We start from the raw sequence: 20,422 nt of genomic DNA on the forward strand, positions 1-20,422 counted from the left end.
ACCGCCGGCACCGGGCCCGCGTATGGCCTTCGGTCCACCCGCGGGGCGCGTCGGGAGCGTCCTCAAGACCCGGGCGCGCTGGCGTGCCGACGTAGGATCCGGGAATGGACCTGATCCTGTTGTTGCTGGTGGTCGCGGCGGTCGCCGCGGTGTGGCTCGTGGCCGAGCGGCGCAAGCAGTCCGGTGAGCTCACCCGCCGCGAGGCGGAGCTCGCCCCGGTCCGCAAGCTCGCCTTCGAGGACATCACCGCCCTGGGCGAGGACCTGCGCCAGCTCGATGCGGAGATGGCCGGGCACCAGCTGGACGCCGGCGCCAACGCCGACTACCAGCGGGCCCTCGACTCCTACGAGTCGGCCAAGGCGGCCGGCGACGCGCTGACCCGCCCCGACGACGTCCGCCACGTCACCGAGATCATCGAGGACGGCCGCTACGCGATCTCCTGCGTGCGCGCCCGGGTCGTCGGCGAGCCGCTGCCGACCCGCCGCGCGCCGTGCTTCTTCGACCCGCGCCACGGGCCGTCGGTGACCGATGTGCCCTATGTCCCGCCCGACGGCGTCGAGCGTGACGTCCCCGCATGCGCCCTGGACGCCGAGCGAGTGCGCGCCGGCGCCGACCCCGACACCCGCAAGGTGATGGTCGGGGCCCAGCGGGTGCCGTACTACCAGGGCGGCCGCGCCTACGAGCCCTACGCCGCCGGCTACTTCGGCGCCTTCGGCCCGCTGACCTGGATGTTCATGGGCGGCATGATGTTCGGCGGCTTCGGCGACGGCGGGTACGGCGGTGGTGACGGTGACGGCGGCGGTGACGGTGGCGGGGGCGACGGCGGTGACTCCGGCGGGGGTGACGCCGGCGGCGGCTTCGACGGCGGTGGCGACGCGGGCGGCTTCGACGGCGGCGGCTTCGACTTCGGCGGGTTCTAGCCGAGGCGGCTGACCGGGATGGATACCCGGTCAGCCGGGTATCCCGTCGCGTGTCAGGGGTTGCAACCCCTGACAAACGCCAACAGAGCCCCCCGCGGAACGCCACCCCCGCACGGGCCGCGCGCCCCTTCGCCAGCGAGCACCGGCAACGCGACGGACCGATCCACGCTCATGCCAGGCCCGCCAGCCAGGCGTCGAACACCCGGGCGACGAGCCCGTGGCTCGCCACCGAAGCCGCGACGTCGCCGGGGACCCGGAGGACGTGGTCGCCCGCGACGACGCGGCGCTCGCCCGGAAGGGAGTCGAGCACGTCCCGGCTGAGGTACGGGTCCTCCGAACCGGTGACGACGAGCTGCGCGGCCGGGTAGGTGAGCAGCGGTGCGGCGGCGTCGGGCTCGTTGAGCAGCGGGGTGAGCCACGCGGCGTCGTACCCGCGTGCTGCCGCGCGTGCGGCGGCCAGTGTCCCGAGCGACTTGCCGACGACCAGCACTCGTCCGTCGTAGCCCCCGACGGCCGCGTCGAGCTGGTCGCCGACCCACGCGAGCTCGTCGGCGCCGCCGCCCCGGGCCGGCGCCTCCCACCACACCTGGCGCACGTCCCAGCCATGGTCGAGGGCGACCTGGGTGGTGAAGAAGAGCAGCGGGCCGTCGGCGGTGTACTGCCGCCCGGGCAGCACCACGCAGCGGCCGACGGACGCGCCCTCGGGCGCCAGGTCGACGTAGCGGGTCATGAGGACAGCCTCGGGGTCGCCGGCGGCCGGCTCAACCCCCGTTGCCCGAACCTAGAACACGTTCTAGCCTGCTCCGGTGACCTCCACCGCGACGGACCGCATGCGCACCGGGACCCACAACGGCAACCTGATGGTGGCCGCGCTCAAGCGCCACCGCGACCAGGAGGTCATGCACCTCGGCGACACGACGCTCACGGGCGGCGAGGTGGCCGAGCAGATGTCGCGCTACGTGCAGGCGTTCGAGGCGCTCCGCGCCGGGGCGGGTACGTCGGCCGCGTTGCTGGCGCTGAACCGGCCGGAGGTGCTGTTCATCCTGGGTGCCGGCCAGACGCAGGGCTACCGGCGCACGTCGCTGCACCCGCTGGGCTCCGCCGACGACCACGCCTACGTCATCAACGACGCGGGGATCACGACCTTGATCATCGATCCCCACTTCACCGAGCGCGCGCTGGCGCTGCTCGAGAAGTGCCCGGGCCTCACCCAGGTGCTCACCATCGGCCCGGTGCCGGAGGAGCTCCAGCACGTCGGGACCGACCTGGTGGCGACGGCCGCGACATTCGATGCGCGGCCGCTGCGGGCCCCGGTGCTGCCGCCCGACCACATCGTCTCGATCACCTACACCGGGGGCACGACCGGCAAGCCCAAGGGCGTGATCGGCACGGCTGCGGCGATGGCGACGATGACGCAGGTCCAGCTCGCCGAGTGGGAGTGGCCGCAGAGCCCCCGCTTCTTGATGTGCACGCCGCTGAGTCACGCCGGCGCGGCGTTCTTCGTGCCGACCGTGATCAAGGGCGGGTCGCTCCACGTGCTCTCCCGGTTCGACCCGGCCGAGGTGCTCCGGACGATCGAGGAGCAGCGGATCACGGCCACGATGCTGGTGCCGTCGATGCTCTACGCGGTGATGGACCACCCGGACTCGCACACCCGCGACCTGTCGTCACTGGAGACCGTCTACTACGGCGCCTCGGCGATCAACCCGGTGCGGCTCAAGGAGGCCATCGAGCGGTTCGGGCCGATCTTCGCCCAGTACTACGGCCAGTCCGAGGCGCCCATGGTCATCAGCTACCTGTCGAAGTCCGACCACATGACCGACGACGACCGCCGGCTGTCGTCGTGCGGGCGCCCGTCGGCGTTCCTGCGTACGGCGCTGATCGGCGAGGACGGCGACCCGGTGCCGGTGGGGGAGCCCGGCGAGATCTGCGTGTCCGGGTCGCTGCTGGCCGGCGGCTACTGGAACCTCCCGGACGAGACCGCCGAGACCTTCCGCGACGGCTGGATGCACACCGGCGACGTCGCACGGGAGGACGAGGACGGCTTCTGGTACATCGTCGACCGCACCAAGGACATGATCGTCACCGGCGGGTTCAACGTCTTCCCCCGCGAGGTCGAGGACGTCGTCGCCGAGCACCCGGCGGTCGCCCAGGTGGGGGTCATCGGGACGCCGGACGAGAAGTGGGGCGAGGCCGTCACAGCCATCGTCGTGCTCCGTCCCGGAGCCGAGCTGACCAGCGAGGTCCGGGAGGAGATCACGCAGCTGGTCAAGGACCGCAAGGGCGCCGTCCAGGCCCCCAAGCAGATCATCGCCGCCGACGCGCTGCCGCTCACCGGGCTCGGCAAGCTGGACAAGAAGGCCCTGCGGGCGCAGTACTGGACGGGCGAGCGCTCCGTTGGCTAGCCGCTACGCCGCGCTCTCCCGGCGGGAGCTCGCGACGCTGGTGCCCGAGCTGCTGCTCATCGGGCAGCTGATCGACCGCTCGGGCATGGCCTGGTGCATCTCGGCCTGGGGTCGCGAGGAGATGGCGCAGGTCGCCATCGAGGAGTGGTCCGGCGCCTCGCCCGTCTACACGCGCCGCATGCAGGACGCCCTCGGCTACCGGGGCACCGACGTGGTCACGATCTTCAAGGGACTGCAGCTCGACATCGGGGCGCCGCCGCAGTTCATGGACTTCCGCTACACCGTGCACGATCCCTGGCACGGCGAGTTCCACCTCGACCACTGCGGCGCGCTGATGGACGTGGAGCCGATGGGGGAGCCGTACGTCGTGTCGATGTGCCACGACATCGAGGACCCGACCTTCGATGCCACCGCGGTCGCGACCAACGCCAGGGCGCAGGTGCGCCCGGTGCACCGTCCGCCCAGGTCCTCGCCCGAGGAGCACCCGCACTGCCGCTGGACGGTCACCATCGACGAGTCGTTCCCGCCCGTCGCACCGCTGCCGGCCTACGACGAGGTGGCACGCACGTACGCCGCCACGGTCGGGCTCGACGCGATCGACCCGGCCGACGAGGGCCGGTCCGACTACACCGGGCCGCTCCTCTCCGACCTCGACTTCGCCGCGTTCTCGCACTCCGCGCTGGTGCGCATCGCCGACGAGGTGTGCCTGCAGATGCACCTGCTGAACCTGTCGTTCCAGGTGGCGGTGCGCAAGCGCGCCTCGGGGGCGATGGCGCGCGAGATCTGCACCAAGCAGCTCGTCGGCATCGCCGGGCTGGCGGCCGAGCGCCTGCACCGCGCGCTGCGGCTGCCCGAGGGGATCCCCGGCGCGATGCGGGTCCTCGAGCTGCACCCGCTGCTCAACCCGGCGGCCTACCACGACGCGGCCGTGGGGGAGTCCTCCGTGACCGTCGGTCCCTCGGCGGCCTCCGCCGACGGGGGCTGGGCCGCGCTCCTCGGGCCTGACCGCCCCGGTCCGCTGCAGGCGATCGTGCGCGCCGTCGACCCCCACCTGGACGTCGAGGTCCTCGGCAGCGACGAGGCCTTCACCGCCCACGTCGTGCGGCGTGAGGTCGCCGCCCGGGAGGCCGGCGAGGTGGCGGTGACCCGCTTCAGCAGCGGCGCGAGCTTCGCCTTCCAGCCGCGTCGGTCGCTGCCGATCACGCCGGCCTGAGCCGCAGCTCTCAGATCTGCGGCGCGGCCCTGGCGGCGGGGTCGTGCAGCTCGAAGAAGTCGCGAGCGGTGAAGCCGAACATCCCCGCGACCAGGTTGGAGGGGAAGGTGCGGACGCGAGTGTTGTAGCCGCGGACGTTGCCGTTGTAGAAGCGCCTCGCCGCCGCGATCCGGTCCTCGGTGAGGGTGAGCTCGCGCTGCAGCTGGAGGAAGCCGTGGTGGGCCTTGAGGTCGGGGTAGGCCTCGGCGCGCACGAGCACGGAGGCGATCGCGCCGCCGAGGGTGTCCTCGTAGGACTCACGCTGTGCGGGCTGGTCGCGCGAGTGGGCCGTGGCGGCCTCCCGGGCGACGACGAGCTGCTGCAGCAGCGCCTGCTCGTGGGCGGCGTACCCGCGCACCGTCTCGACCAGGTTGGGGATCAGGTCGTGGCGGCGGGTCAGCTCGACGTCGATGCCGCCCCAGGACTCGTCCACCAGGGTTCGCTGGCGCACGAAGCGGTTGTACATCACCACCAGGGACAGCAGGAGGACCAGCGTGACGGCCGCGGCCGCGATGACCAGCGCGACCATCACTGCCCCCGCAGCGTGCGCCACACGTGCTCGGGCACTCGGTCGAGGATCGCGTCCATCACGGCCAGCGTGGCGTCGACCTCGTGCGGCTCGTGGTCTCCGGCGCGTACGACGAGCATCGAGTCGCCCTCGAAGCGCCAGCCGAGCGCCGGCCACTGCAACAGCATCTGCATCATCTGCGGGTGGAGCACGTCGGAGGCGAACCTCCGGTCGTGGGCGAGCACCGTGAACGCGCGGTTGAAGTCCTCCGACTCCAGCTCGATGTCGCGGTTGGTCAGGCGTCCGAAGAACCGACCCACCGGCCCTTCGGGCGACACGGCGAGGGGCGGCACGGGGACGCCCAGCGACATGGCGACGACCGAGTAGGTGTGCGTCTCCGTGGAGTGGTCATCGCCGGTCCCGCTGCTGGTCGTGTAGCGGTAGTCGAACGCCACCATCGGGCGCCCGTCGTGGGCGCCGTACAGGCAGTTGGTCGCCCGCCGGCTGCTGCCGGTGCCGAACGGGTCGCCGCTGAAGCGGGTGACCAGGGAGTCGTCGGACTCCCGGTAGGTCCAGCCGCGCGCCGCCGCGAACGCCGTCATCCCCTCGCGCCGCCGCTTGGCCTGGACCAAGCTGACGACGAACACCACGATGACCAGCGCGGTGAAGCCGAGGAACAGCAGCCCGAAGCTGCCGCCGAAGAGTGACGTGAGCACGGGAGCAGGCTAGAGGAGCGCGGACCAGACCACTGGGACTTCCCGTGAGGCCGAGTGGAAAACGTTATCGACAACGATTGACAAGGGACTCCGTCGGTGGCACCTTGCCGTGTGACGAACGTCTCAACGAGCGTTGGGGCGGGACGGAGGAACCCCATGAGGTCGAAGACCCGACGCGCGGCCCTCGCCGCGCTCAGCGCCGGAGCGCTGCTGCTCGCAGCGGCCTGCGGCGGCGACGACTCGTCCGAGGCGGACGAGGACACCATCACCTGGTGGCACAACTCGAACAACGACCCCGGCAAGACCTACTACGAGCAGGTGGCCAAGGACTTCGAGGCCGACAACCCTGGCGTCAACGTCGAGATCAGCGCCATGGCCCACGAGGACATGGTCGACAAGCTGGCCGCCGCTTTCCAGGGCGGCGACCTGCCCGACGTCTACATGGAGCGCGGCGGCGGCGAGCTGGCCGACCACGTCGAGGCCGGTCTCGTCCGTGACCTCAGCGAGGACGCGTCGGAGGAGATCGACAAGATCGGCGACGTCGCCATGGCCGGCTGGCAGGTCGACGACACCAGCTACGCGCTGCCGTTCTCGCTGGGCGTCGTGGGTTTCTGGTACAACACCGACCTGTTCGAGCAGGCCGGCATCACCGAGACCCCGACCACCATGGAGGGGCTCTACGACGTGATCGACAAGCTGAAGGCCGCCGACATCACGCCCCTCTCCGTGGGCGCGGGTGACAAGTGGCCCGCAGCCCACTACTGGTACTACACCGCGGTGCGCTCGTGCTCGCCGGACACCATCACCGAGGCCGTCTCCAGCCGCGACTTCTCCGACCCCTGCTTCGTGAAGGCGGGGGAGGTCGTCGAGGACATCCTCGAGACCGAGCCCTTCCACGCGGGCTTCCTCAGCACCCCCGCGCAGGAGGGCGCGAGCTCGGCGTCCGGCCTCCTGGCCACGGGCAAGGTGGCGATGGAGATGCAGGGACAGTGGGAGCCCGGCGTGATGCAGGGGCTCACCGATGACGGCAAGGGGCTGGGCGACAAGACCGGGTGGTTCCCCTTCCCGGCGGTGGAGGGCGGCGAGGGCGACCCGGCGGCCCAGCTCGGTGGCGGCGACGCCTGGGCGGTGCCGGAGGGCGCCCCCGACGTCGCGGTCGACTTCGCCAGGTACCTGCTCTCCGACGAGGTGCAGCAGGGCTTCGCCGAGAAGGACATGGGGCTGCCGACCAACCCGGCTGCGTTCGACTCCCTGGCCAACCCGTCCCTCGCCGAGCTCCTCAAGGTGCGCGACGAGGCGCCGTACGTCCAGCTCTACTTCGACACGGCGTTCGGAGAGTCCATCGGCGGGGCGATGAACGACGAGATCGCCCTGCTCTTCGCCGGTAAGGCCACGCCGGAGGACGTCGTGTCCGCCACGCAGTCGGCCGCCGACGACGAGGGTTGAGCTGAGCGTGACTCGCGGGGGCTGGCGTCAACGGCTTGAGGTCCTCCTCTTCGTGACGCCGGCCCTCGCGCTCATGGGCGTGTTCGTCGTGTGGCCGATCGTGTCCGCGGTGCGCATGTCCTTCTACCGCTGGAAGGGCTTCGGCCCGATGGAGGACTTCGTCGGGCTGCGCAACTACGGGCGGGTGCTCGGCGACGACGTGTTCCGCGACGCGGTTGCGCACAACTTCGTCATCGTGGTGGCCTCGGTGGTGGTGCAGCTGCCGCTGGGCCTGGCGATCGCGATGCTGCTCAACCGGAGCATCCGGTTCCGCGGGCTGCTGCGCACCGTCGTATTCGTCCCCTACGTCATGGCCGAGGTCATCGCGGCGGTCATCTGGTTCCAGCTCCTCCAGCCCGAGTACGGCGTGGTCGACGGCCTGATCGAGGCCGTCGGCCTCACGCCACCGGAGCAGGGGTTCCTGGGCACACCGGAGCTGGCGCTGCCGACCCTCTTCGTGGTCCTCACGTGGAAGTACCTCGGCCTGGCGGTGCTGCTCTTCCTCGCCGGGCTGCAGGGAGTGCCCGACGAGCTGTACGAGGCGGCGCAGCTCGACGGGGCCAGCTGGTGGCGGACCCAGCTCCGGGTGGCACTGCCACTGCTCGGGCCGACCATCCGCACCTGGCTGTTCTTGTCGATGATCGGCTCGCTGCAGCAGTTCGACATGGTGTGGGTGCTGACCGGCGGCGGCCCGGCCAACGCGACGACGACGATGGCGACGTACCTGATCAACCAGGGCACCCAGCGCCACAACTACGGCATCGCCGGGGCGGCCTCGGTCGTGCTGTTCCTGGTGAGCTTCGTGATGGCGCTGGCCTACCAGCTGCTGATCCTGCGCCGCGACACGGTGGTCGAGCGATGAGCCCGGCGCTCAGGCCCGCAACGAACAGGGAGAAGATGTCGACACGCCGGATGCGCCCCTTCGGTGCCGGTGGGCCGCTGACCTACGGCATCGCGCTGGTGGTCGTCGCCCTGACGCTGGGACCGGTCGTCTACGGCGCACTGGGCGGCTTCCGCAGCAACGAGCAGCTGGCCACCGACCCCGCCGGGCTGCCGGACCCCTGGCTGCTGAAGAACTACAACGGCGTCTTCGGCAACCCGGACTTCTGGCGCTACGCCCTCAACTCCACGGCCATCGCGGTGATCACCACCGTCGTGGCCGTTGTGTGCGGCGTGATGGCGGCCTATCCGCTGGCGCGCTACCAGTTCCGGCTGCGCGAGCCGCTGTTCATGGTGTTCGTGCTCGGGCTGCTCTTCCCGGCGGCCGTGGCGATCATCCCGTTGTTCATCCTGGTCACCCGCGACCTGCAGATGGGCAACACCTGGTGGGGGGTCGCGCTGCCGCAGGCGGCGTTCTGGCTGCCGATCACCGTGGTGATCCTGCGTCCCTTCCTGATGGCGATCCCCCGGGAGCTCGAGGAGGCCGCGCTGATGGACGGCGCCTCGCGGGTCGGCATCTTCTGGTGGCTGATGCTGCCCCTGTCCCGACCGGGCCTCGTGACGGTGGCCGTCCTGGCCTTCGTCGGCTCGTGGAACGCCTACCTGCTGCCCCTCCTGCTGCTGCAGCAGGACATGCGTACGCTGCCCCTCGGCGTCGCCGACTACTCCACCGAGCACTCGGCGGACACAGCCGGCGTCCTGGCCTTCACCTCGATCGCGATGATCCCCGCCCTGGTGCTGTTCCTGGCGCTGCAGCGGCGGATCGTCGGCGGTCTGCAGGGCGCGGTGAAGGGATGACCGGCCAGACGAACGGCCAGACGAACGGCCCGATGTACGGCCGCGGAGAGGACGAGATGACGGAGCGCCGCTCGACCAACGGCCGGGTCACGATGCAGCAGGTGGCATCCGAGGCGGGCGTCTCGGTGTCGACGGTGTCCAAGGTGATCAACGGCCGCTACGGCGTCGCCAGTGAGACCTCGGCGCACGTGTTCGAGGTGGTCAACCGGCTTGGCTACGAGGCCAGCCTGGTCGCTCGCAGCCTGCGCAACAGCCGCACCAACGTGCTCGGCGTGCTGGTCGCCGACTTCGAGCCGTTCAGCACCGAGGTGCTCAAGGGTGCGGCCGACGCGATCCGCGACACCGGCTTCGAGCTGGTCGCCTACTCGGCCGGCGGGCGCGTCGACGAGCACGTCGGCTGGGAGCGCCGCTACCTGTCACGGGTCATGGGCACCCTGGTCGACGGTGCGGTCCTCGTGACCCCGACCGTCACCGACGTGCAGTACGACGGGCCGATCGTCGCGGTCGACCCGCACACCGGGCGCTCCAGTCTGCCGACCGTCACCGCGGACAACCTGCAGGGCGCGCGGCTCGGCGTCGACCACCTGCTGGAGCTGGGACACCGGCGCATCGGCATGGTCACCGGCCGCCCCGACCTGATCTCGGCCCGCCTGCGCGAGCGCGGCTACCGCGAGGCGCACGCCGCCGCCGGCGTCCCTGTCGACGAGTCGTTGCTGCGCCTGGGCGCGTTCGAGGCCGCCCAGGCCGGCGACGCGGCTCGCGAGCTGCTGGCGCTGCCGCAGCCGCCCACCGCGATCTTCGCGGCCAACGACGCCTCCGCGCTGGCCGCACTGGAGGTCGCCGCCGAGCTCGGCCTCGAGGTGCCCGAGCGGCTCTCGGTCGTGGGCTTCGACAACATCCCCGACTCCGCGCTGTCGCGCCCTCCGCTGACCACGGTGCAGCAGCCGATCCGTCAGATGGGCCACGACGCGGTCGAGATGCTGGTGGCGCTGATCGCCGGCGAGGAGCTCGCCCACACGCACGTGACCCTCGAGACGACGCTCGTCCGACGTCGCTCCACCGCCGCCCCGGGAGGCACCCCATGACCGAGCTCTGGCGCGACCCCACCGCGAGCACCGAGGCCCGCGTCGCGGACCTGATGCCGCGGATGACCCTGCGCGAGAAGGTGAGCCAGCTCTCCGGCATCTGGTGGCTCGACCCCGAGGCCGGCGGGATGGCGCCGATGCTGCGCGAGACGCTGGGGCCCCAGCCCGACTGGGACGAGCTGATCGAGGACGGCCTGGGCCAGCTGACCCGCACCTTCGGCACCGGGCCCCTGGCCCCCCGTGAGGGGCTGGAGCTGCTGGCCCAGCGCCAGCGTGACGTCGTCGCCGCCAACCGCTTCGGCATCCCGGCCCAGGCGCACGAGGAGTGCCTGACCGGCCTGGCCGTCTGGGGCGCGACCATCTACCCCTCGCCCCTGTGCTGGGCGGCGACCTTCGACCCCCCGCTCGTCGAGCGCATGGCCGGGCAGATCGCCGCGTCCATGCGCGACCTCGGGGTGCACCAGGGCCTGGCTCCGGTGCTCGACGTCGTGCGCGACGCGCGCTGGGGGCGCGTGGAGGAGACACTGGGCGAGGACCCGTTCCTGGTGGGGCTCGTCGGCAGCGCCTACGTGCGCGGGCTCGAGTCCGGGGGAGTGGTGGCCACCCTCAAGCACTTCCTGAGCTACTCCGCCTCCCGCGCCGCGCGCAACCTCGCGCCCGTGTCCGCTGGCCCCCGCGAGCTGGCCGACGTGTTCCTGCCGCCCTTCGAGATGGCGCTGCGGGCCGGCGCCCGCTCGGTGATGAACTCCTACACCGACATCGACGGCGTCCCCGCCGCCGCCGACCCCGAGCTGTTGACGACCCTGCTGCGCGACCAGCTGGGCTTCGAGGGCACGGTCGCCGCCGACTACTTCTCGGTCGCGTTCCTCGAGAGCCTGCACCGCGTCGCCGGTGACCTCGGCGAGGCGGCCCGCCTCGCGCTGGAGGCGGGGATCGACATCGAGCTGCCCTCGCCCAAGGCCTACGACGAGCCGCTCCTGGCCGCGGTCGCCGAGGGGCTGGTGGACGAGAAGGTGGTCGACCGCGCACTGACGCGGGTGCTGCGGCAGAAGTGCGAGCTCGGGCTCCTCGACCCCGGCTGGGCGCCGCCCGAGCCGGCCGACGTGGACCTCGACCGGCCCGAGTCCCGCGCGGTGGCGCTCGAGGTCGCGCAGCGCTCGGTCGTGCTGCTCGCCAACGACGGCGTGCTGCCGCTGCGCGACGGCGTCCGGGTCGCCGTCGTCGGCCCGCGCGCGGACACCCCGCAGGCGATGCAGGGCTGCTATGCCTTCCCGATGCACGTGCTCGTGCACCACCCCGAGGTCGAGGACGGCGTCGTCATCCGCACGGTGCGCGAGGCGCTGGCCGATACCTATGAGGTCTCCTACGAGCTCGGCTGCCCCGTCCTCGGCGGCGACGACGCCGACCTGGCGTCCGCCGCCGCGACGGCGGCGGCGGCCGACGTGTGCGTGGTCGTCCTGGGCGATCAGGCCGGGCTCTTCGGCCGCGGCACCTCCGGGGAGGGCTGCGACGTACCGGACCTGCGGCTCCCGGGCCGCCAGGAGGAGCTGCTCGAGGCGCTGCTGGAGACCGGCACCCCCGTCGTGGCGGTGCTGCTCGTCGGCCGCCCCTACGACGTCAGCGCCTTCGCGCCGCGGCTGGCGGGGCTGGTGTGCGGCTTCTTCCCCGGAGAGGAGGGCGCCCAGGCGATCGCGGACGTGCTGTCCGGCCGGGTCAACCCGTCCGGTCGGCTGCCCGTGAGCTTCCCCGACGCCGGCTCGACCCAGCCGTGGACCTACCTCTCGCCGACCCTGGCCCGCCTCACCGACGTGAGCAGCGTCGACCCCACGCCGCTCTACCCGTTCGGGCACGGCCTGTCCTACGCCTGCGCCACCTGGGTCTCCGTCATCGGCACGTCCGGATCCCGCTGGGACACCGGCGGCGCCACCGGCGTCGAGGTCGAGCTGGCCAACGACGCCGACCGTGACGTCTCCGAGGTCGTCCAGGTCTACCTGCACGACCCGGTCTCGTCGGTGGTCCGTCCCGTCCAGCAGCTGGTCGGGGCCGCCCGGGTCGACCTGGCGCCGGGGGAGCGGGCCCGTGTGCGCTTCGATCTCCACGCGGACCTGACCTCCTTCACCGGCAGGGACCTCGTGCGGGTGGTCGAGCCGGGAGCGGTCGAGCTGCGGGTCGGTGCGTCCAGTGAGGACATCCGTGGCGTCGTCGCCCTCGACCTCGCCGGCTCCTCCCGCCAGGTCGGCCACGACCGCGCGCTCGAGCCGAAGGTGACCCTCAGGTCCCCGTGAACTGCGGCGCGCGCTTCTCGGCGAACGCGCGGGGGCCCTCCTTGGCGTCGTTCGAGGCGAAGACGGCGGCGCCGACGCGGGCGTCGTCGGCCCAGCAGTCGTCCTCGTGCCTGCCCTCGGAGTCACGCATGGTCCTGAGGATCGCCTGGACGGCCAGCGGGCCGTTGGCGGCGATGAGCTCGGCGAGCTCGTGCGCCTTGGCGAGGGCGGTGCCGTCGGGGACGACGTGGCCGATGAGGCCGACCCCCTTGGCCTCGAGGGCCGTCATGGTGCGGCCGGTGAGGAGCAGCTCGGCGGCGACGGTGTAGGGCAGCTGTCGGATCAGGCGCACGGCGGAGCCGCCCAGCGGGTAGAGGCTCCAGCGGGCCTCGGTGACGCCGAACCTCGCGGACTCGCCGGCCACGCGGATGTCGGTGCCCTGCAGGATCTCGGTGCCGCCGGCGACCGCGGGGCCCTCGACCGCGGCGATGAGCGGCTTGGTGAGGCGAAACCCCTTGAGCAGGGGCTTGATCACCGAGGGGTCGAAGTCGCCGGAGTCGAAGCTGGCCGACGGGGGACGGGAGTCCATGGCCTTGAGGTCGGCGCCGGCGCAGAAGTACCCGCCGGCGCCGGTGAGGATGCAGACGCGCACCGAGTCGTCGGAGTTCACCCGGTCCCACGCCTCACCCATGATCGCGAGCATCTCGCCGGAGAGCGCGTTGCGGGCCTCGGGGCGGTTCATGGTCACCACCAGGGTGTGGCCGACCTGCTCGACGAGGCAGTGCGGGGCGGGCTCGGTGGCCTCGCGGGCGGTGTCCTGGCTGCTCATGCCGCGAGGCTAGCGAAAAACAAGAACGTGTTCTAGTCTCGCGGCGTGGCCCTGAACATCGCCGATCTCTTCGAGCACGCCGTCGACGCTGCGCCCGACAACCGCGCCTTGAAGGTGGGGGAGCGAGTCGTCACGTACGGCGAGCTGGAGCGTGAGGCCAACAAGCTGGCGCACTACCTGGCCTCGCGTGGCATCGGGGCCGGCGACCACGTGGCCGTCTACGCCAAGAACAGCGTCGAGCACGTCGTCGCGGTTCTGGCCGTGGTCAAGGTGCGCGCGGTCAACATCAACGTCAACTACCGCTACGTCGAGGGCGAGCTCAACTACCTCTTCGACAACGCCGACGTCGTCGCGCTGATCCACGAGCGCACGTACGCGCCGCTGGTGGCCGCGTGCGCGCCGAACCACGAGCGGCTGACGACGTTCGTCGCGATCCCCGACGTCCTCGACCCGGACAACGACGCCGACCTGTCGCCGTTCGGCGGCGTGACCCTGGAGAAGGCCCTGGAGGGCCAGAGCGAGGAGCGCGACTTCGGCGAGCGCAGCGCCGACGACCTCCACATCATCTACACCGGCGGCACCACGGGCTTCCCCAAGGGCGTCATGTGGCGCCACGAGGACTTCTGGCGGGTGCTCGGCGGCGGCATCGACTTCTACACCGGTGAGCCGCTGGAGGAGTATGACCAGTCGAAGCAGGCCACCGACCCACGGATGGTGACCTTCCCGCTCAGCCCGCTGATGCACGGTGGGGCGCAGGCCGGGCTGCTCATGCATCTCTTCGCCGGGCACCTGACGGTGCTCGAGCCGAAGTTCGACGCGCAGCGCACCTGGGAGATCATCGAGCGCGAGCAGGTCCAGCTGATCTTCATGACCGGCGACGCGATGGCCCGCCCGTTGATCGAGGAGTACGAGCGCAAGGCCGCGACCGGTACCCCGTACGACGGGTCCAGCCTGTTCGCGATCTCCAGCAGCGCCGCAATCTTCAGCCCGCCGGTGAAGGAGCGCTGGATGGCCGCCTTCCCGAACAGCGTCTTCACCGACTCGGTGGGGGCCTCGGAGACCGGCTTCCAAGGCATGGGGATGCAGGACAAGAACGCGATCAGCCACGACGGCCCGGTCGTCGGCCTCGGGCCGGCCAGCGTGGTCATCGGCGACGACGACCACGTGCTGGACCTGGCTACGAACGTCGGCAGGATCGGCCGCCTGGGCCGCGGCGGGTCGGTGCCGGTGGGCTACTACAAGGATCCCGAGAAGTCGGCCAAGACCTTCCTGCAGATCGACGGCGAGCGCTACTCCGTGCCGGGCGACTTCGTGCGCATCGAGACCGACGGCCGCGTGACCCTGCTCGGTCGCGGCTCCAACTGCGTCAACACCGGCGGCGAGAAGGTCTACCCCGAGGAGGTGGAGATGGCGATCAAGGGCCACCCCGCCGTCTACGACTGCCTCGTGGTCGGCGTCCCCGACGACAAGTACGGTCAGGCGGTCGCCGCGGTCGTGCAGCCCCGCGATGGCCAGACGGTCGAGCTGGAGGAGCTGCGCACCTTCTTGCGTGCGTCGCTGTCGGGCTACAAGCTGCCGCGGGCGCTGACGCTGGTGCCCGAGATCCCACGCAACGCGACGGGCAAGGCGCAGTACCCCAAGGCGAAGCAGATGGCCCTGGCCACCCGGTCGGGGCGGACGGCGGCGGAGGTGCCGGATGCGGACGCCGCTATGTGAGGAGTTCGGGACCGAGTACCCGATCTTCGCCTTCACTCCCTCCGAGCACGTCGCCGCCGCGGTCTCTCGCGCGGGCGGCCTGGGCGTGTTGGGCTGCGTGCGGTTCAACGACGCCGAGGATCTCGAGCGGGTCCTCACCTGGCTCGACGACCACACCGACGGCAAGCCGTACGGCGTCGACATCGTCATGCCGATGACGATCCCCACCGAGGGCACCTCGCTGGACCTCGGGGCGATGATCCCCGAGGAGCACAAGCGGTTCGTCGACCAGACGCTGCTCAAGCTCGGCGTGCCGCCGCTGCCCGAGGGCGAGGGGCGCGAGGGCGTGCTCGGCTGGCTGCACTCCGTGGCCCGCTCACACCTCGACGTCGCGCTGCAACACCGGCCGGTGCTGATCGCCAACGCGCTGGGCTCGCCGCCGGTCGACGTCATCGAGAAGTGCCACGAGCACGGGATCAAGGTCGCCGCGCTCGCCGGCGCCGCCAAGCACGCGCTCAGCCACGTCGCCAACGGCGTCGACATCATCGTCGCGCAGGGCTACGAGGCCGGCGGCCACACCGGCGAGGTCGCCAGCATGGTGCTGCAGCCCGACATCGTCGACGCCGTCGGGCCCGACGTACCCGTGCTCGGCGCCGGCGGCATCGGCTCCGGCCGCCAGGTCGCCGCCTCGCTCGCGCTCGGGTCGCAGGGCGTCTGGATGGGCTCGATCTGGCTCGGCACGCAGGAGTACCAGCTCATGGGCGCCGCCAACAGCCAGGCCTGGGAGACGGCGTTCACCCGCGCGACCAGCAGCGACACCGTGCGTACGCGCGTCTACACCGGCAAGCCGGCCCGCCTGCTCAAGACGAAGTGGACGCAGGCCTGGGAGGAGGAGGGCGCCCCCACGCCGCTCCCGATGCCGCTGCAGAACCTGCTGGTCGCCCAGGCGCACCACCGGATCAGCGCCGCCAACGACCCCGACGTCATCTCGATGCCGATCGGCCAGATCGTGGGCCGCATGAACGACGTCCGCCCGGTGGCCGAGGTCATGGCCGACCTGGTGGCCGAGTTCGAGGACACCGTCCGCAGGCTCGGCGAGATCTGAGCCGGCCGGTGGTCGAGGTGTGAAGGGCCGGCGGCCTTCAGTACGGCGTCGTGCGCGCGATGTTGAGCGCGCGCTTGAGCAGGAACGGCTCGGTCTGCATGAACAGCCACGGCCGCCCCGACCAGACGAACGCGTCGACGTAGCGACCCGCGAGCTCGCGCACCTCGGCGGAGAGACCGGTCGCCGGGTCGGTGACGTCGGCGGTCGGCGGGATGCCGAGGGTGACGCAGCGGTCCTGGGTGCGGTTACGGCACGGCGCGGCGTTGGCGTAGTCGCGGTCCTGGGGATTTCTCCTCCAGTCCTGGTAGGTGAACGGCCGGCCGCTCTGCGAGGTGTCGACGACGACCTTCTTGCCGGGCATGCCGCGCGTAGCGAGCCGGTCGGCGACCTCGGCTCCGTAGCGGATGTTGGCCTCGGGGGAGTCGTAGTGGGTGGTGTTGAGCGCGAGCCCGCGGGTGTGCTCCACGCCCATGTCGACCAGGAGCTGCACGGCCTCGTCGACGCGCAGCCAGTCGGAGGCGCCCGCCTCGAGATAGACGTGGGTGTTCGGCAGGTCGCTGAGGACTCGCGCGCTCCACGCGATCAGCCGGCTGGGCACCTTCGATCCGCCCGGGGCGCAGAGCGCGAAGGGGCCGTCGGGCTGCAGGACCAGCATCGTGTGGGTGTCGCCGAGCGCGCGGGCGAAGCGGTTGATCCACCGCCGGTAGCTGGCCTTCTCCTCTTTCGTCGGCAGCCGCTTGCACGCCGTGCGCTCCCACGGCCGCATCCGGAAGACGCTCATCGACACCATGACCTCGGGGTCGCCGCCGGTCGCGTTGGCGACGTACTCGCGCACCTTGCCCGCGATCTTGTCGTCGGGGATCCAGCCGCCGAACCACTTGGCCTTGGGCCGCAGCGCGATCTTGGCGAGCAGCTTCTTGCGCCAGCCGGTCGCGCGCACGTACGGCTGCCACGCCAGCTCGGCCCGACCGCCGTACACACCCCAGGCGCGGCCGGCGAGCGGGTTGGTGTCCTCGGCGCGGGGGGAGGCCGACGCGGGTGCCGGGGCAGCCAGGGTCAGGGCGGCCGCCAGCGTCACGAGGACGACGAGCGCGCGGCGGATCACCGGATCAGGGTAGGGGCTCGACGTGCGCCAGTCTCGACTTTGGACGCAGAGCAGCCAGTCGGCAACCCGGGCCACGCACCAGACGCGCATTCGTGAGGCGGACAGGCCGGTGGCCCCGCGAGTGGCGGGGTGTGGGGCGCTCAGGGTCTCTGGCGACTGGGAATCGGCAATGGTTCGGTGCCGGTGTGGTTGCGGCGGTAGGTGTGGCCGTGGGGTGAGTGCCAGACATAGGTGCCGCGGTCGAGGACGTCGTAGGTCCAGCGGCCGTGGGTCTTCAGGCGGTGGTGCCCGCGGCACAGGGGTGCGGAGTTGCACGAGCAGGTCGGTCCGCCGCGTTGGTAGGGGGTGACGTGGTCGTGGTCGCACCGCTCGGCCGCTCTGGTGCACCAGGGGAAGACGCAGTGGTGGTCGATGAGGTCGTCCTGCTCGATGAGCCGGGCTGGGTGCTCGTAGCTGGCGACGTGGAGGTGCTCGGCGAGGTCTCTGACGGGCTTGAGGTTGATGACGGTGTCGGGTGCGCCGCACCACTCGCGGATGGTCTCGAGGAGCACCGGTTTGCGCCCGGCTCGTCCGACGACGACGTTCGGGTCCCCGAACACCCCGGCCTGGTGGACGTGCAGGTCGATCACTCGGGTGATCTTGATGCCCTCGGTGGTTGAGGAAGGACGAAGTCCTGTCTCGAAACCACCCTCACGCTCCTGGGCGTCCTGGGCGTCCTGGTCGAAGGGCAGCGTGTCTTGGCCGCGGGCGAGGTCACCGGCGGCCTGGGCGCGTCGTACGTCCAACGACTCGGTGGACCCGGCGGCCTTGCGGTGCGCGGCGAGGCGGTTGATCGCGGTGTCGAGGTCGAGGGCGTCTTGGGCGTCCAGGGTGCCGTTGACCTCGATGGTCCCTTCGAGGGACATGGCGTGGGTGTGGATGTCGAGCTTGCGTCCGTCGGCGGCTTGGCGGCGTAGTTTCTCGGCCTGCTCGGGGTCGAACCTGGCCATCGCGGTGGTGATCTGTCGTTCGACCTCGGCGTAGGAGACCTTGTGCGCGCAGTAGCCGACCTGCTGGTCCACGAACGCCGCACCCGCCATCGGTAGGCACATGGTGTGCTCGGCGATCCACCGGGCCTTCCAGAACCCGAGCTGACCGGCCTCGACGCGCGCCCAGATCCTGGGGAGGCGGTATCGGATCTCGAGGGCGGCGCCGACGTAGCGCTTGGCGGAGTCGGTGGACATCCCCAGGGCGGCGCCGAGCTCCATGACCGCGAACTCCGACACCCAGGGTGCGCCGGGTCCGGCGAGGGGGATGCCGTGGTCGCCGAACGCGGCGTCGTCTTCGTCGTGGGTCTCGTGGATCGAGCACCAGTCATGGACGAGAGGTGGACGCGTCGTAGCTCGGCGTCGGTGGCTGCTTGGGTTTCGGCGCGGACACCGTCGAGCAGTTGCCTGCTCTGGTCGGGTCCGGGGGTGGTCATGGGTCTACTCAAGCACCCGCCACCGACAGTCGAAGGCGCCGAGAATGCCTTTATCCACAAGGGGTCTTGGAACTTTCTCGTCTCGGTGGTCGAGGTGCGAAGGCGTGCAACGCCTGAGCCTCGAGACCCCCGCGAGCCGACCGCCGTACCGCACGTTTCCTTCCCGGCCGACCGGGTCTCGAGGCTCGCTTCGCTCGCACCTCGACCACCGAGGGCGGCGGCCCTCTTCGGCGGTCGAGGTGCGAGGGAGCCGGCGAGGCTGCACGCAAGAGACAGTCGGGTCGTCAGCGGTAGGTGGTGCCGCGGGGGTCGCGGGTCCAGGTGGGGTCGGCGGCGCCGGCGGCGGACAGCTGGCGCTTGAGGACCTTGTTGGTGGCGGTGCGGGGGAGGGTGTCGACGAGCTTCACGTAGCGCGGCCAGGCCTTGGGCGACAGGTCGGGCTGGTCGGCGAGGAAGGACTCCAGGTCGTCAGGACCCAGCGGGGACAGGGTGATCAGCGAGGCCATGACCTGATCGCCCACGGACTCGTCGGGGACGGCGTAGACGGCCGCCTCGGAGATCGCCGGGTGGCGCAGCAGGATCCGCTCGATGGGGGCGGCGGCGAGGTTCTCGCCGTCGACGCGCAGCCAGTCGGCGGTGCGGCCGGCGAAGTAGACGAAGCCGTCGGCGTCGCGGTAGGCCAGGTCGCCGGACCAGTACCTACCGCCGCGCATCCGCTCCGACTCCGCGTCGGGGTCCTTGTAGTAGCCGGCAAAGGCGCCGGCGCCCTGGACGTTGACCAGCTCCCCGGTCGCCGCGTCGGCGTTGAGCAGCTCGCCGTGCGTCCCGAACTCCGCGTCCGGCGTCTCCTGGGTCGTCACCGGGTCGAGCACCTTCACCCCGTCGAGCGGCCTCCCGAGCGAGCCCGGCGGCATGTCCGGCACCCGCTGCACGACGACGGCGTTCTCCGTCGAGGAGTAGGAGTCGACGACGACGCAGCCGAAGCGCCGGCCGAAGGCGTCGATGTCGCGCTCGTTGGCCTCGTTGCCGAAGACGATGCGCAGCGGGTTGTCCGCGTCGTCGGGCCGCTCGGGCGTGGCCATGATGTAGGTGAGCGGCTTGCCGACGTAGTTGGCGTACGTCGCTCCGTAGCGCCGTACGTCGCTCAGGAAGCCGGAGGCGCTGAACCGCGGCGCCAGCGCCATCGTCGTGCCGGACGCGAGCGCCGGCGCCCAGCCGGCCATGATCGCGTTGGAGTGGAACATCGGCATCGACAGGTAGGCGACGTGGTCGGGGCCCAGGCCGAACCGGTCGGCGAGGAAGAGACCCGGGAACGCGACCTTCACCTGGGTGATGTTGACGGCCTTGGGCTCGCCCGACGTGCCGGAGGTGAAGATCAGCATCATCAGGTCGTCCTGCCCGACCTCGACCTGGGGTACGCCGGCGCCCGCGTGCTCCGCGAGCAGCCCCGCCCACGCCGGCCCGTCGGTCAGGAGCACGGGCACGTCGACGTCGTCCAGCAGGGCCGCGTAGGTCGAGTCCGCGACCACGACCTGGCAGTCCGCGCGCGCGACGTCGGCCGCGAGGCCGGGACCGCGGCGGGTCGGGTTCAGCCCGACCACCACCTGGCCACCGAGCGCCGCACCGCCCAGCAGGAACGAGAAGTCCGGGGTGTTGTCGAGCAGCACGCCCACGTGCGGCGGCTCGCCGGGCGGCAGCAGCGAGGCGACGACCGCGGACCTCACGCACGAGGCGATCACCACCTCGTCCCAGGTCCAGGAGTGGTCCCCGAACAGCAGTCCCGCGTGTGTCTCGCCGCGCCGCGCCAGAAGCTGGTTGCGGACGGTCAGCTGCTCCTCGCTCATCGCCGGCCCT

At 71.5% G+C, this 20,422-nt stretch carries 17 protein-coding genes; 10 read left to right on the forward strand and 7 right to left on the reverse strand.

Going from position 1 to position 20,422, the window contains the following annotated elements; translation table 11 throughout:
- The first annotated feature begins 104 nt into the window (after positions 1 to 104).
- Entirely contained in the window at positions 105 to 920 is an 816-nt protein-coding gene (locus LRP67_RS13795) for a hypothetical protein (protein WP_231270741.1), read from the forward strand.
- A gap of 169 nt (positions 921 to 1,089) precedes the next feature.
- On the opposite strand, the gene LRP67_RS13800 is transcribed toward LRP67_RS13795, so the two are convergent.
- The gene (locus LRP67_RS13800) at positions 1,090 to 1,650 is read right to left on the reverse strand and encodes a hypothetical protein (RefSeq protein ID WP_231270742.1); all 561 of its coding nucleotides are present in this window, start codon (positions 1,648 to 1,650) and stop codon (positions 1,090 to 1,092) included.
- Positions 1,651 to 1,726: 76 nt separating this feature from the next.
- Between LRP67_RS13800 and fadD8 the strand changes: the two genes are divergently transcribed.
- On the forward strand, positions 1,727 to 3,325 hold the full coding sequence (gene fadD8 / locus LRP67_RS13805; protein WP_231270743.1) for a fatty-acid--CoA ligase FadD8: 1,599 nt from the start codon (positions 1,727 to 1,729) through the stop codon (positions 3,323 to 3,325).
- On the forward strand, positions 3,318 to 4,538 hold the full coding sequence (locus LRP67_RS13810; protein ID WP_231270744.1) for a hypothetical protein: 1,221 nt from the start codon (positions 3,318 to 3,320) through the stop codon (positions 4,536 to 4,538). The genes fadD8 and LRP67_RS13810 overlap by 8 nt, the downstream gene beginning before the upstream one ends.
- A 10-nt stretch (positions 4,539 to 4,548) precedes the next feature.
- Here LRP67_RS13810 and LRP67_RS13815 read toward each other — a convergent pair whose 3' ends face one another.
- Both LRP67_RS13815 and LRP67_RS21910 read right to left on the reverse strand, forming a co-directional pair.
- Positions 4,549 to 5,106, reverse strand: coding sequence for a LemA family protein (locus LRP67_RS13815; protein ID WP_231270745.1), 558 nt, complete (start codon positions 5,104 to 5,106; stop codon positions 4,549 to 4,551).
- A complete protein-coding gene (locus LRP67_RS21910) occupies positions 5,106 to 5,801 on the reverse strand; it encodes a DUF3137 domain-containing protein (protein WP_231270746.1) in 696 nt (231 codons plus the stop codon). The genes LRP67_RS13815 and LRP67_RS21910 overlap by 1 nt, the downstream gene beginning before the upstream one ends.
- Before the next feature lie 156 nt (positions 5,802 to 5,957).
- Here LRP67_RS21910 and LRP67_RS13825 point away from each other — a divergent pair, with 156 nt between their 5' ends.
- Genes LRP67_RS13825 through LRP67_RS13845 form a run of 5 tightly spaced genes read left to right on the forward strand, consistent with a single transcriptional unit; the run spans position 5,958 to position 12,393 of the window.
- The gene (locus tag LRP67_RS13825) at positions 5,958 to 7,247 is read left to right on the forward strand and encodes an ABC transporter substrate-binding protein (protein WP_231270747.1); all 1,290 of its coding nucleotides are present in this window, start codon (positions 5,958 to 5,960) and stop codon (positions 7,245 to 7,247) included.
- Between the two features lie 52 nt (positions 7,248 to 7,299).
- Positions 7,300 to 8,148 carry a carbohydrate ABC transporter permease gene (locus tag LRP67_RS13830; RefSeq protein WP_231270748.1) on the forward strand — a complete coding sequence of 283 codons (849 nt, stop codon included), beginning with the start codon at positions 7,300 to 7,302 and terminating at the stop codon, positions 8,146 to 8,148.
- A gap of 35 nt (positions 8,149 to 8,183) precedes the next feature.
- Positions 8,184 to 9,023 carry a carbohydrate ABC transporter permease gene (locus LRP67_RS13835; RefSeq protein ID WP_231270749.1) on the forward strand — a complete coding sequence of 280 codons (840 nt, stop codon included), beginning with the start codon at positions 8,184 to 8,186 and terminating at the stop codon, positions 9,021 to 9,023.
- Positions 9,020 to 10,108, forward strand: a complete 1,089-nt coding sequence (locus tag LRP67_RS13840) for a LacI family DNA-binding transcriptional regulator (protein ID WP_231270750.1) — start codon at positions 9,020 to 9,022, stop codon at positions 10,106 to 10,108. The genes LRP67_RS13835 and LRP67_RS13840 overlap by 4 nt, the downstream gene beginning before the upstream one ends.
- On the forward strand, positions 10,105 to 12,393 hold the full coding sequence (locus tag LRP67_RS13845; RefSeq protein ID WP_231270751.1) for a beta-glucosidase: 2,289 nt from the start codon (positions 10,105 to 10,107) through the stop codon (positions 12,391 to 12,393). The genes LRP67_RS13840 and LRP67_RS13845 overlap by 4 nt, the downstream gene beginning before the upstream one ends.
- On the opposite strand, the gene LRP67_RS13850 is transcribed toward LRP67_RS13845, so the two are convergent.
- A complete protein-coding gene (locus LRP67_RS13850; protein WP_231270752.1) occupies positions 12,380 to 13,201 on the reverse strand; it encodes a crotonase/enoyl-CoA hydratase family protein in 822 nt (273 codons plus the stop codon). The genes LRP67_RS13845 and LRP67_RS13850 overlap by 14 nt on opposite strands.
- 45 nt (positions 13,202 to 13,246) lie before the next feature.
- Between LRP67_RS13850 and LRP67_RS13855 the strand changes: the two genes are divergently transcribed.
- Both LRP67_RS13855 and LRP67_RS13860 read left to right on the forward strand, forming a co-directional pair.
- On the forward strand, positions 13,247 to 14,917 hold the full coding sequence (locus LRP67_RS13855; protein ID WP_231270753.1) for an acyl-CoA synthetase: 1,671 nt from the start codon (positions 13,247 to 13,249) through the stop codon (positions 14,915 to 14,917).
- A complete protein-coding gene (locus LRP67_RS13860; RefSeq protein ID WP_231270754.1) occupies positions 14,898 to 16,001 on the forward strand; it encodes a nitronate monooxygenase family protein in 1,104 nt (367 codons plus the stop codon). Before LRP67_RS13855 ends, LRP67_RS13860 begins: the two co-directional genes overlap by 20 nt.
- A 37-nt stretch (positions 16,002 to 16,038) precedes the next feature.
- Here the strand turns inward: LRP67_RS13860 and LRP67_RS13865 are convergent, their stop codons facing one another.
- From LRP67_RS13865 to LRP67_RS13875, 3 genes are all read right to left on the reverse strand, one after another.
- Positions 16,039 to 17,106: a glycoside hydrolase family 6 protein gene (locus tag LRP67_RS13865; protein ID WP_231270755.1), complete on the reverse strand. Its 1,068-nt coding sequence runs from the start codon at positions 17,104 to 17,106 to the stop codon at positions 16,039 to 16,041.
- 140 nt (positions 17,107 to 17,246) lie between these two features.
- Positions 17,247 to 18,371 (reverse strand): HNH endonuclease signature motif containing protein, encoded by a 1,125-nt coding sequence (locus LRP67_RS13870; RefSeq protein ID WP_231270756.1) that lies wholly within the window; start codon positions 18,369 to 18,371, stop codon positions 17,247 to 17,249.
- Between the two features lie 481 nt (positions 18,372 to 18,852).
- Entirely contained in the window at positions 18,853 to 20,412 is a 1,560-nt protein-coding gene (locus tag LRP67_RS13875) for a long-chain-fatty-acid--CoA ligase (RefSeq protein WP_231270757.1), read from the reverse strand.
- Positions 20,413 to 20,422: the final 10 nt, after the last annotated feature.

Origin of the sequence: Nocardioides sp. cx-169 (genome assembly GCF_021083605.1) — a bacterium.
GTDB lineage: Bacteria > Actinomycetota > Actinomycetes > Propionibacteriales > Nocardioidaceae > Nocardioides.